Raw genomic sequence first — 11,820 nt, forward strand, 5'->3', positions numbered from 1 at the left:
CGGAACAGGTTCCAGACGACCTTAGTCTTAGAACGACATGACAGTTTTGTTCCCTGTAGGAGCCCGGCTTGCCAGCGATGGCGATCTTGAGGCTGACATCGCCGGCAAGCCGGGCTCCTACAGAAAAGCAAAAGGCCGCTTGGCAGTAATGCCAAGCAGCCCTTTAAGGTGCTGACCAGACGCGTCAGCTCAAATCATTTGGTCCAATCGGCAACGCGCTCCGGGTGTTTGGCCACCCAATCTTTCGCAGCGGCTTCCGGCTTGGCGCCATCCTGAATCGCCAACATGACTTCGCCGATTTCGTCTTTCGACGCCCACTGGAAGTTTTTCAGGAACTTGGCCACTTCCGGCGCTTTGGTGGCGAGTTCTTTGCTGCCGATGTTATTTACAGTTTCAGCGGCGCCATAAACGCCTTTCGGATCGTCCAGGAAGCGCAGTTTCCACTTCGCAAACATCCAGTGCGGCACCCAACCGGTCACCGCGATGGATTCGTTTTTCTTCTCGGCACGGGTCAGCTCGGCAATCATGCCGGCGCCGGAACTGGCCTTGAGTTGATACCCGGTCAGGTCGTAGTCCTTGATGGCCTGTTCGGTCTTGAGCATCACGCCTGAACCGGCGTCGATGCCGACAATGCGATTTTTGAAGCTGTCGTCGGTTTTCAGATCGTCGATGGTTTTGGCCTTGACGTACTCCGGCACGATCAATCCGATTTTTGCATCTTTGAAGTTCGGACCGTAATCAACGACTTGATCCTTGTACTTGGTCCAATAATCACCGTGTGTCACCGGCAGCCAGGCCGACAACATGGCGTCGAGTTTGCCGGTGGCCACACCCTGCCACATGATCCCGGTAGCGACGGCTTGCAGCTTCACGTCATAACCCAGCTTCTGCTTGATCACCTCTGCCGCTACGTGAGTCGTCGCGACGCTGTCGGACCAACCGTCAACGTAACCGATGCTCAGGGTCTTGCTCTCGGCGCTGGCCATGGTGGAGCCAATCGCAAGTACCAGAGCGGCACCTGCGCCTAAAAGTCGTCGCATCTTCATCGTTACTTCCCCGAAAGTGCTGCGCTCGACGGATGCCGAGTCGCGTCAACGTATAGTTATGGTGCACAGCGCCCCCATCACGCCCACCGCAAACTCGTTCGAACATCAGCGTGATTTTCTATGAGAGCACTGATGCGTCGATAATCAACCTCAGGACAAATGCGACCTGCTCTACCAGCGACCTCAAGGCAGCGAGAAACGACATCAGAACGCCATAATTTTTGGCCAGCGCAAACACCCCGACCAATCCGCCCGAACTTTGCATGTCAAAGTTATGCGGGACACCTGATCTGTGGCAAATGCAGGTAACATGCGCGGCTTTGCTCCCAGACGGCCTGACCATGCCCGCAACATCACGTTTTCCTTTTTCTGCTTATTTATTCGCCTGCGTGCTGGGGCTGTTTGCCTTCGTCGGCTTCTGGTACGGCCTGGGCAAACCGGTGAACCTGCCGGACGTAGCGAGCGCGACGCACAAGCTGCAATGCGCCTCCTACACCCCGTTCGACAAGGATCAATCACCTTTCGATCAGCCGTTCAAATTGCGCCCGGAACGCATGGACGCCGACCTTGCGCTGCTCGCCAAAAGCTTCGAATGCATCCGCACCTATTCCATGACCGGTCTGGAGGCCATCCCTGATCTGGCACGCAAGCACGGTCTGAAACTGATGATTGGCGCTTGGGTCAACAGCAATCCGGTCGACACCGAGAAAGAGGTCGACCTGCTGATCGCCTCGGCGAATACCAACGCCGACGTGGTGACCGCGGTCATCGTCGGCAACGAAACCCTGCTGCGCAAAGAGGTCACCGGCTCGCAGCTGGCCAAGCTGATTAACAAAGTCAAAAGCCAGGTCAAACAGCCCGTCACTTATGCCGACGTCTGGGAATTCTGGCTCAAGCACCCGGAAATCGCCCCGGCGGTCGACTTCCTGACCATCCACTTGCTTCCGTACTGGGAAGATAACCCCTCGAACATCGACGCGGCCCTGCAACATGTGGCCGAAGTGCGTCAGGTGTTCGGCAACAAGTTCGCACCCAAAGACGTGATGATCGGGGAAACCGGCTGGCCGAGCGAAGGCCGTCAACGTGAGACCGCCCTGCCGAGCCGGGTCAATGAAGCCAAATTCATTCGCGGTTTTGTCGTCATGGCGGAACAGCAAGGCTGGCATTACAACCTGATCGAAGCCTTCGACCAGCCGTGGAAACGTGCCAGCGAAGGTGCGGTCGGCGGTTACTGGGGACTGTTCGACGCGGATCGTCAGGACAAGGGCGTACTGGCAGGTCCGGTGACTAACGTGCCGTACTGGTCGCAATGGCTCGCGGTGGGTGGCTTGATTTTCCTCGGCACGCTAATCCTCGGCGGTCGCGTTCGCAGCACTCGCGCGGCGCTTGTGCTGCCACTGCTCGGCGCGCTGGCGGCTTGCTCGATTGGCGCCTGGGGTGATCTGGCCCGGGTTACCACGCGGTTTGCGAGTGAATGGTTGTGGGTGGCGCTGCTGACGGCTTTGAATCTGCTGGTGCTGGCGCATGCAGCGCTGACGTTGAGCGCACGCACCGGTTGGCGTGAGCGGGCATTCAACACGCTGGAGCGTCGGGCTGGCTGGCTGCTCGCGACGGCGGGGTTTGCCGCGGCGGTGATGATGCTGGAGCTGGTGTTCGATCCGCGTTATCGCAGCTTCCCGAGCGTGGCATTTATCCTGCCGGCACTGGTTTACCTGTGCCGCCCGGTGAACGTGCCACGTCGGGAAATTGCGTTGCTGACCTTCATTATTGGCGCAGGCATTGCGCCGCAGCTGTACCGTGAAGGCTTGCAGAACCAGCAAGCCTGGGGTTGGGCGCTGGTGAGTGTACTAATGATTGCCGCGTTGTGGCGCAGTTTGCGGGTTCGCAAAGCTTAAATTCTCAGTGCGGCTGCCGGCCCCATCGCGAGCAGGCTCACTCCTACAATTAACCGCGTTTCTGCTGAAGAACCCGGTCAATGTGGGAGCGAGCCTGCTCGAGATGACTGACTATCAGGCGCCGCGGCGTTCCCTAACCAGACGCAACCCTGCAATCACCACCGCAAAAACAGCCAGCGTCGTGTTGTACAACGCCAACGCCGGAAACCCGAACACCAGCGCCAGCACCGCCAGCCACCACCCGGCACGGCCCGGCAGCACGAAGCCGAGCACAGCCGCCGCGATCGCCGCCCAGCCCAACACACTGAAGTGAATCATCAAGCCCAGGTTCGAACGAACCGCACATTCCCAGCGGCTCGCCTCGTCGACGCAGAGGCCCACCCACTGCGCATCCTCCATGAAGCCATAACGCGCGCCGTAACTGGCGGCCAGCCATAAAGGCAGCAAAACGAGCAGCAAAACCACGGGCAGACGGCGGGACATGAAACACTCCAATAGGCGAAAACGGCGGCCAGCTTAATCCCCCTTAAGCGGTATGCAAACGTGAGCAACATAAAACTGGTCACGAAATCGCTGCTAAGTGTATCGTCCAGCTACTATTACCCCGAAATAAGCCTCTTTGGTGCCGATGCGTGGCACTTTGGCGCAACCCCGATGGTCATAGCCTGCGAACTTCATTCGGCACCTTCTTCTAAGGGATCTAGTCATGCTCCGTTCCTTGCGCTTCGCCGCCCTCTTTGGCGGCCTTATATTGAGTGCGTCCGCACTGGCGGTCGATATCGACGCCGCCAGTTATGGCTACCCCATCACCAACCCGTTCGAGGCAACCATCGCCACGACACCTCCAGACCTGCGTCCGGAATTGCCACTGGACGCCGACATCAATCAGGACGATCGCACCATCACGCTGCGCCCGGAGCGTGCATTCGAACTGCCAGAGAACTTCTGGGCGGTGAAGAACCTTACCTACCGCATCGCTACGCAAGATAAACCCGCACCGCTGATCTTCCTGATTGCCGGCACCGGCGCACGCTATGACAGCAGCCTCAACGAATACCTGAAGAAGCTTTACTACCAGGCCGGCTACCACGTGGTGCAACTGTCGTCGCCGACCAGTTTCGACTTCATCAGCGCCGCTTCGCGCTTCGCGACGCCAGGCATCACCAAAGAAGACGCCGAAGACATGTACCGGGTGATGCAGGCCGTGCGGGCACAAAACCCGAAACTGCCGATCACCGATTACTACCTGACCGGTTACAGCCTGGGTGCACTGGACGCGGCGTTTGTCGCGCACCTGGACGAGACACGTCGCAGTTTCAACTTCAAGAAAGTCTTGCTGCTCAACCCGCCAGTCAATCTGTACACCTCGATCACCAACCTGGACAAGCTGGTCCAGACCGAGGTCAAGGGCATCAACAGCACCACCACGTTCTATGAGCTGGTACTGAACAAACTGACCCGCTACTTCCAGGAGAAAGGCTACATCGATCTCAACGATGCCCTGCTCTACGACTTCCAGCAGTCCAAGGAGCACCTGACCAATGAACAGTTGGCCATGCTGATCGGCACGTCGTTCCGCTTCTCGGCGGCCGACATTGCCTTCACCTCGGACCTGATCAACCGTCGCGGCCTGATCACGCCACCGAAGTTCCCGATCACCGATGGCACCAGCCTCACGCCATTCCTCAAGCGTGCGCTGCAGTGCGACTTCGACTGCTACATCGCTGAACAGCTCATCCCGATGTGGCGCGCCCGCACCGACGGCGGCAGCCTGCTGCAACTGATCGACCAGGTGAGCCTCTACGCCCTCAAGGACTACTTGCACAACAGCCCGAAAATCGCCGTCATGCACAACGCCGACGACGTGATCCTTGGCCCTGGCGACCTCGGCTTTCTGCGCAAGACTTTCGGCGATCGTTTGACCGTTTATCCATACGGCGGCCATTGCGGCAACCTTAACTACCGCGTCAACAGCGACGCCATGCTGGAGTTCTTCCGTGGCTAAATACCTCCTGCTAATTGCCGCGTTACTCTGTGCAGGCGTCGCCAATGCCGACAACAGCAAAGCCAACGCGCCTGTTGTGGTCGACAGTGACGGTTTCAAGGAACCGCTGAGCAAACTCAAATTCAACCCGGGACTGGATCAGCGCGAGTTCGAACGCTCGACGCTCAACGCGCTGGCCGTCTACGACCCGCTGGAAGAGTGGAACCGTCGGGTTTATCACTTCAACTACCGCTTCGATCAATGGGTGTTCCTGCCCGTAGTCGACGGCTATCGCTATATCACCCCAAGCTTCCTGCGCACCGGCGTCAGCAACTTCTTCAACAACCTCGGCGATGTGCCGAACCTTGTGAACAGCCTGTTGCAGTTCAAAGGCAAGCGCTCGATGGAAACCACCGGGCGCCTGCTGCTCAACACCACCATCGGCATCGCTGGCCTGTGGGACCCGGCCACCGCCATGGGCCTGCCACGCCAGAACGAAGACTTCGGTCAGACCCTGGGTTTCTACGGTGTACCGGGAGGCGCCTACCTGGTCTTGCCAATCCTCGGCCCTTCCAACATCCGCGACACAGGCGGACTGGCGGTCGATTTCACCGTAGAGTCGGCAATCAACTTCCTGAACGTTTCTGAAGTCAGCTCAAACCATCCTGAAGTCTGGATCCTGCGCGGCATCGACAAACGCAACCAGACCAACTTCCGTTATGGCCAGCTGAACTCCCCGTTCGAGTACGACAAAGTGCGGTTCGTGTACACCGAGGCGCGCAAGTTGCAGATCGCCGAGTAAATCCGGCGGCAACAAAAAAGGCCATCCGATGTGAGTCGAATGGCCTTTTTCATGCCTGTCGCAGATCTAATGTGGGAGCGAGCCTGCTCGCGAAAGCGGTGTATCAGTCAACATTGATGGCGACTGACACTGCCTCTTCGCGAGCAGGCTCACTCCCACATTTGGACGATGCCCGACTTTAGCCTTTCAGCGCTTTCCAGATTTTGCTGGCAACCATCACCCCCGCCAACACCACCGCACCCGCCACTACCCCCGCCACCGCATTCAGTAACGTTGGCACAATAAACCCGGCACCGCCCGCCCCCGCGCTGACGCTTTCGATCCAGTGATGAACCACCGGCACGCCGTGAGTCAGGATCCCGCCGCCCACCAGGAACATCGCTGCCGTACCAATCACCGACAGGCTTTTCATCAAGTACGGCGCTGCTCGCAAAATGACGCCGCCGATGCTTTTGGCCATCTGGCCCGGCTTTTGGGTCAACCACAAACCAAGGTCGTCGAGTTTGACGATGCCCGCCACCAAGCCATACACGCCGATGGTCATGACGACGGCAATGCCCGAGAGCACGATCACTTGCTGGGTCAGCGGGGCATCCGCCACGGTGCCGAGGGTGATGGCGATGATTTCTGCCGACAAGATGAAATCAGTACGCACCGCGCCCTTGATCTTGTCCTTCTCGAAGGCCACCAGATCGACTGCTGGATCCGCCACTGCTTCAACCAGCTCAGCATGTTCGGCCTGGTCCTCGGCCTTGCTGTGCAGGAATTTGTGCGCGAGTTTTTCGAAACCTTCAAAGCACAGGTACGCGCCGCCGACCATCAATAACGGGGTAACCAACCATGGAATGAACGCACTGATCGCCAATGCCGATGGCACCAGGATCAGTTTGTTGTAAAACGAGCCCTTGGCGACGGCCCAGACCACCGGGATTTCTCGCTCGGCGCGTACACCACTGACCTGCTGGGCGTTGAGCGCCAGATCGTCGCCGAGCACACCGGCGGTCTTCTTGGCGGCCAATTTGGTCATCAAAGCCACATCGTCGAGTACCGCGGCGATGTCATCGATCAGCACCAGCAAACTGCTTCCTGCCATGAATCAGGTTTCCTTCTTGAATGAATGCCAAGCAGCATAGCGCGGCGGCACGCCACACGGGGCATTCTTGAGCGCCGCGCGAGGCCGGTGATACCATGCGCAACCGCCAGAACAGGCAAGGAACCCCCTGGTTTATGAGCACTATCCGCGAGCGCAACAAAGAACTGATCCTGCGTGCCGCCAGTGAGGAATTTGCCGACAAGGGCTTCGCTGCGACCAAAACCAGTGACATCGCAGCCAAGGCGGGTTTGCCCAAGCCCAACGTCTACTACTACTTCAAATCCAAGGAAAACCTCTACCGCGAGGTCCTGGAAAGTATCATCGAGCCGATTCTGCAGGCCTCGACACCGTTCAACGCCGACGGTGAACCCAGCGAAGTGCTGAGCGGCTACATCCGCTCGAAAATCCGTATCTCTCGCGACTTGCCGTTCGCCTCCAAGGTATTCGCCAGCGAAATCATGCACGGCGCCCCACACCTGAGTCCTGATCTGGTCGAACAGCTCAACCGCCAGGCGAAGCACAATATCGACTGCATCCAGACCTGGATCGACCGCGGCCAGATCGCCGCCATCGACCCCAACCACCTGATGTTCAGCATCTGGGCCGCGACCCAGACCTATGCCGACTTTGACTGGCAGATCACCGCGATTACCGGCAAAGCCAAGCTGGATGACGCGGATTATGAGGCGGCGGCGCAGACGATTATTCGGTTGGTGCTCAAGGGGTGTGAGCCGGACAGATAGACCGCGGCGCTTCCTTCGCGAGCAAGCCCGCTCCGACACTCGACCGCGCTCTCCACTTGAAACTCGGTTAAATGTGGGAGCGGGCTTGCTCGCGAAGGGGGCGACTCGGTTACAAATCAAACCCAGATCGCATCCCACAACGGATAGTCGCCCAGCTTTTCAACCAGTCTCGCCCGCAATGGGTTGGCAACGACATACCGTGCAATCCTGACCAGGCTTTCTTCCTGTCGTAGCGAGTGATCATGAAAACCTTACTGCCACAGGCCTCCCTTTCTACCCGTCGCCGCATTGATTGATCGCGCAGTCAACGATTTGGTCTGGCACATCAACTCCCCGAGTGAACCTCGGTGCAGTTGTATCAGCCAGTGAAAATGGTCAGGCATCACGACGTAAGCCAAGGAATCGGCGAAGCCTTGTTCCTGCACTTTCCTGAATTGGTGCACAACCTTCCTGCCCAAGACATAGTCCCTGAAGACAGGTTCCCGTTTGAGTGTGTTGGCAGTCAGATGGCAGATCCGGTTTTGTTGAGCAAAACGACCGATTCGCAGGCGATGTGAAGCAAACAGTTCAGGCATTCCTTTGCCCTCCTCATAAGTAAGACATGAGAAGGCTAGACCGATGAATGCATGAGGGTAAGGCAGACTTTTAGCTAGATGTGTCTGTGAGGCCGCCTTCGCGAGCAAGCCCGCTCCCACACTGGATTTCTGCAACACCAAAGATCCACTGTAGAAGCCGGTCTGTTCGCGAAAGCGGTGGATCAATCACCCACTAATCAAGCCGTAACCCCAGCATCCGCCGTCAACCCCAGCGCCTCGATCGCAGTGATCGCACATTGCTCATCAACATCCGAAAGATCCCCGCTGATGCCAACCGCCCCCAGCACACCCCCCGCCTGATCCCGAATCAGCACGCCACCCGGTGCTGGCACCACGCTGCCCTGCCCCAGGCTATTAAGGGCCGCGATAAACGCCGGACGTTGTTGCGCATCCAGCGCCAGTAAGCGTGAGCCTTTGCCCAGTGCGATTGCGCCCCAGGCTTTGCCGATGGCGACCTGCGGGCGTAGCAGGCTGGCGCCGTCTTCGCGTTGCAGGGTGATCAGATGCCCGCCGGCATCCAGTACCGCAATGGTTAATGGAGCCGCCGAAATTGCACGCCCTGCAGAGAGGGCCTGGTTGATCAGGTTGACTGCGACTTTCAAGGTTAAAGCGCTCATGGTGCCGTCCTCATTTTGTTTTTCGGAAAGCCGTTGGACTGCGCCGTTGTGCCGCAGTCCGATGCAACAAATAGAACACAATGAGTTATTTTTTTGTATACAATAATTCTCGAAAAGTGCCACATGCGACGAAAAGCCACACAAGACGGGGCTTCAGACGAATGAAACAAGCGCTTGAGAAAATGGATTGACCTGCGCCGTCCGCCGTGAATACACTCTGCGCAAAGCCACTTGTATACAATTACAAAACGTAAGAGGCACAAAACCATGAGCAAAATGAGAGCAATCGAAGCCGCCGTTCTGGTGATGCGCCGTGAAGGGGTTGATACCGCTTTTGGCATCCCGGGCGCCGCGATCAACCCGCTGTACTCCGCCTTGCAGAAGGTCGGTGGCATCGATCACGTCCTCGCTCGCCACGTTGAAGGCGCCTCGCACATGGCCGAGGGTTACACCCGCACCAAGGCCGGCAACATTGGCGTGTGCATCGGCACTTCCGGCCCTGCCGGTACGGACATGGTCACCGGGCTCTACAGCGCCTCGGCGGACTCGATCCCAATCCTCTGCATTACCGGCCAGGCCCCCCGCGCCCGTATGCACAAGGAAGATTTCCAGGCCGTCGACATCACCACCATCGTCAAGCCAGTGACCAAGTGGGCAACCACGGTCATGGAACCGGGCCAGGTGCCTTACGCGTTCCAGAAAGCCTTCTACGAAATGCGCTCCGGCCGCCCAGGCCCGGTGCTGATCGACCTGCCGTTCGACGTGCAAATGGCGGAAATCGAGTTCGACATCGACGCTTACCAACCGCTGCCGCTGGCCAAGCCCACCGCTAACCGCGTGCAAATCGAGAAGGCCATGGCCATGCTCGATCAGGCTGAGCGTCCATTGCTGGTGGCCGGTGGCGGCATCATCAATGCAGACGCCAGCGACTTGCTGGTCGAGTTCGCCGAGCTGACCGGCATTCCAGTGATCCCGACCCTGATGGGCTGGGGCACCATCCCGGACGATCACCCGCTGATGGTAGGCATGGTCGGTCTGCAAACCTCGCACCGCTACGGCAACGCGACGATGCTCAAATCCGACGTGGTGTTGGGCGTCGGCAACCGTTGGGCTAACCGCCATACCGGCTCGATCGACGTGTACACCGAAGGTCGCAAGTTCATTCACGTCGACATCGAACCGACCCAGATCGGCCGCGTGTTCAACCCGGACCTGGGCATCGTGTCCGACGCTGCTGCCGCGCTGACCGTGTTCATCGAAGTCGCTCGCGAATGGCAAGCCGCCGGCAAGCTGAAGAACCGTAGTGCCTGGCTGCAAGACTGCCAGCAGCGCAAAGCCAGCCTGCAACGCAAGACTCACTTCGACAACGTGCCGGTCAAGCCGCAGCGCGTATATGAAGAGATGAACCAGGTGTTCGGCAAAGACACCTGCTACGTCAGCACCATTGGTCTGTCGCAAATTGCCGGCGCGCAGTTCCTGCACGTCTACAAGCCGCGTCACTGGATCAACTGCGGCCAGGCAGGTCCCTTGGGCTGGACCATTCCGGCGGCACTGGGCGTGGTCAAGGCGGACCCGACCCGTAAGGTCGTGGCGCTGTCGGGCGACTATGATTTCCAGTTCATGATCGAAGAGTTGGCAGTGGGCGCGCAGTTCAAACTGCCGTATATCCACGTCGTGGTAAACAATTCGTACCTGGGGCTGATTCGTCAGTCTCAGCGCGGTTTCGACATGGACTACTGCGTGCAACTGTCCTTCGATAACCTGAACGCTCCGGAACTCAACGGTTACGGTGTCGATCACGTCGCGGTGGCCGAAGGTCTCGGCTGCAAGGCACTGCGTGTGTTTGAACCGGATCAGATTCAACCTGCCCTGCGCAAAGCTCAGGAGCTGATCGAAGCGTTCAAGGTGCCGGTGATCGTCGAAATTATTCTGGAGCGCGTGACCAACATTTCAATGGGCACCGAGATCAACGCCATCAACGAATTCGAAGACCTGGCGCTGGTCGGCAACGATGCGCCAACGGCGATTTCGTTGCTCGATTGATGATCGTTCCCACGCTCCGCGTGGGAATGCAGCCCGGGACGCTCCGCGTCCCAAGCGGACGCAGAGCGTCCATAGAGGCATTCCCACGCAGAGCGTGGGAACGAGAACTTAAAACGGGAGACCACCATGCCGCGTTTCGCAGCCAACCTGTCCATGCTGTTCACTGAGCAGGATTTTCTTGCCCGTTTCGAAGCGGCCGCCAAAGCCGGCTTCAGTGGTGTCGAATACCTGTTCCCTTACGACTTCAGCTCCGCCGACATCAAAGCCAAGCTTGATGCCAACGGTCTGGCCCAAGTGCTGTTCAACCTGCCGGCCGGCGACTGGGCCAAGGGCGAACGCGGTATCGCGTGCCTGCCGGATCGGGTTGACGAGTTCCGCGCCGGTGTCGATCTGGCGATTGCTTATGCGCAAGTGCTGGGCAACACCCAGGTCAACTGCCTGGCCGGTATTCGTCCACAAGGCGTCGATGATGCCACCGTGGAAAAAACCTTCGTCGCCAACCTCAAGTACGCGGCCGACAAGCTGCAAGCGGCGGGCATCAAACTGGTGATGGAAGCGATCAACACCCGCGACATCCCGGGTTTCTACCTGAACAACACCGCGCAAGCCCTGTCGATTCGCGAACAGGTCGCCAGCGCCAACCTGTTCCTGCAATACGACATCTACCACATGCAAATCATGGAGGGCGACCTGGCCCGCACCATGCAATCGCACCTGGGCGAGATCAATCACATCCAGTTGGCCGACAACCCAGGGCGCAACGAACCGGGCACTGGTGAAATCAACTACCGCTTCCTGTTCGAGCACCTGGACCGCATCGGTTATCAGGGTTGGGTGGGTTGCGAATACAAGCCGCTGACCACCACTGAAGCAGGCCTGGGCTGGCTGAAAACCCACAACGCGATCTGACACAGATCCCCGTAGGAGCTGGCTTGCCAGCGAAGGCAATGTCACGGCCAATCAAAGAGGCTGGATGTGATGGCCTCTTCGCCGGCAAGCCG

The 11,820-nt window shown here is 58.6% G+C and carries 10 protein-coding genes and 1 pseudogene; 6 read left to right on the forward strand and 5 right to left on the reverse strand.

What is annotated here, in order from left to right:
* Positions 1-194 precede the first annotated feature (194 nt).
* Positions 195-1,046: a glycine betaine ABC transporter substrate-binding protein gene (locus ACA048_RS20795; RefSeq protein WP_497626074.1), complete on the reverse strand. Its 852-nt coding sequence runs from the start codon at positions 1,044-1,046 to the stop codon at positions 195-197.
* 299 nt (positions 1,047-1,345) lie between these two features.
* Between ACA048_RS20795 and ACA048_RS20800 the strand changes: the two genes are divergently transcribed.
* Positions 1,346-2,941, forward strand: a complete 1,596-nt coding sequence (locus ACA048_RS20800; RefSeq protein ID WP_497626075.1) for a glycoside hydrolase family 17 protein — start codon at positions 1,346-1,348, stop codon at positions 2,939-2,941.
* Positions 2,942-3,055: 114 nt separating this feature from the next.
* Here the strand turns inward: ACA048_RS20800 and ACA048_RS20805 are convergent, their stop codons facing one another.
* Positions 3,056-3,424: a hypothetical protein gene (locus ACA048_RS20805; RefSeq protein WP_497626076.1), complete on the reverse strand. Its 369-nt coding sequence runs from the start codon at positions 3,422-3,424 to the stop codon at positions 3,056-3,058.
* Positions 3,425-3,647: 223 nt separating this feature from the next.
* Here ACA048_RS20805 and ACA048_RS20810 point away from each other — a divergent pair, with 223 nt between their 5' ends.
* On the forward strand, positions 3,648-4,946 hold the full coding sequence (locus ACA048_RS20810) for a serine/threonine protein kinase (protein ID WP_497626077.1): 1,299 nt from the start codon (positions 3,648-3,650) through the stop codon (positions 4,944-4,946).
* Positions 4,939-5,727 carry an MlaA family lipoprotein gene (locus ACA048_RS20815; protein WP_497626078.1) on the forward strand — a complete coding sequence of 263 codons (789 nt, stop codon included), beginning with the start codon at positions 4,939-4,941 and terminating at the stop codon, positions 5,725-5,727. Before ACA048_RS20810 ends, ACA048_RS20815 begins: the two co-directional genes overlap by 8 nt.
* A 178-nt stretch (positions 5,728-5,905) precedes the next feature.
* Here ACA048_RS20815 and ACA048_RS20820 read toward each other — a convergent pair whose 3' ends face one another.
* Positions 5,906-6,820 (reverse strand): DUF808 domain-containing protein, encoded by a 915-nt coding sequence (locus tag ACA048_RS20820; RefSeq protein ID WP_497626079.1) that lies wholly within the window; start codon positions 6,818-6,820, stop codon positions 5,906-5,908.
* A gap of 134 nt (positions 6,821-6,954) precedes the next feature.
* On the opposite strand from ACA048_RS20820, the gene ACA048_RS20825 reads away from it, so the two are divergent.
* Positions 6,955-7,563, forward strand: coding sequence for a TetR/AcrR family transcriptional regulator (locus ACA048_RS20825; protein ID WP_497626080.1), 609 nt, complete (start codon positions 6,955-6,957; stop codon positions 7,561-7,563).
* A gap of 116 nt (positions 7,564-7,679) precedes the next feature.
* Here ACA048_RS20825 and ACA048_RS20830 read toward each other — a convergent pair.
* Both ACA048_RS20830 and ACA048_RS20835 read right to left on the reverse strand, forming a co-directional pair.
* Positions 7,680-8,138 (reverse strand): annotated as a pseudogene (locus ACA048_RS20830) (REP-associated tyrosine transposase).
* A 197-nt stretch (positions 8,139-8,335) separates the two neighbouring features.
* Entirely contained in the window at positions 8,336-8,776 is a 441-nt protein-coding gene (locus ACA048_RS20835) for a GlcG/HbpS family heme-binding protein (protein WP_497626081.1), read from the reverse strand.
* A 267-nt stretch (positions 8,777-9,043) separates the two neighbouring features.
* Between ACA048_RS20835 and gcl the strand changes: the two genes are divergently transcribed.
* A complete protein-coding gene (gene gcl / locus ACA048_RS20840) occupies positions 9,044-10,819 on the forward strand; it encodes a glyoxylate carboligase (protein WP_497626082.1) in 1,776 nt (591 codons plus the stop codon).
* Between the two features lie 126 nt (positions 10,820-10,945).
* Complete coding sequence (gene hyi, locus ACA048_RS20845) at positions 10,946-11,728, forward strand: hydroxypyruvate isomerase (RefSeq protein ID WP_497626083.1); 783 nt, start codon at positions 10,946-10,948, stop codon at positions 11,726-11,728.
* Positions 11,729-11,820 lie beyond the last annotated feature (92 nt).

The sequence above is a fragment of the Pseudomonas sp. LBUM1659 genome (assembly GCF_059716045.1).

What these genes read in the sequence shown, in the direction of transcription:
- ACA048_RS20810 (WP_497626077.1), top strand. Translation starts at nt 3,648, where the DNA reads ATGCTCCGTTCCTTGCGCTTCGCCGCCCTCTTTGGCGGCCTTATATTG.
- gcl (WP_497626082.1), top strand. Translation starts at nt 9,044, where the DNA reads ATGAGCAAAATGAGAGCAATCGAAGCCGCCGTTCTGGTGATGCGCCGT.
- ACA048_RS20795 (WP_497626074.1), bottom strand. Translation starts at nt 1,046, where the DNA reads ATGAAGATGCGACGACTTTTAGGCGCAGGTGCCGCTCTGGTACTTGCG.
- ACA048_RS20800 (WP_497626075.1), top strand. Translation starts at nt 1,346, where the DNA reads ATGCAGGTAACATGCGCGGCTTTGCTCCCAGACGGCCTGACCATGCCC.
- hyi (WP_497626083.1), top strand. Translation starts at nt 10,946, where the DNA reads ATGCCGCGTTTCGCAGCCAACCTGTCCATGCTGTTCACTGAGCAGGAT.
- ACA048_RS20835 (WP_497626081.1), bottom strand. Translation starts at nt 8,776, where the DNA reads ATGAGCGCTTTAACCTTGAAAGTCGCAGTCAACCTGATCAACCAGGCC.
- ACA048_RS20825 (WP_497626080.1), top strand. Translation starts at nt 6,955, where the DNA reads ATGAGCACTATCCGCGAGCGCAACAAAGAACTGATCCTGCGTGCCGCC.
- ACA048_RS20820 (WP_497626079.1), bottom strand. Translation starts at nt 6,820, where the DNA reads ATGGCAGGAAGCAGTTTGCTGGTGCTGATCGATGACATCGCCGCGGTA.
- ACA048_RS20805 (WP_497626076.1), bottom strand. Translation starts at nt 3,424, where the DNA reads ATGTCCCGCCGTCTGCCCGTGGTTTTGCTGCTCGTTTTGCTGCCTTTA.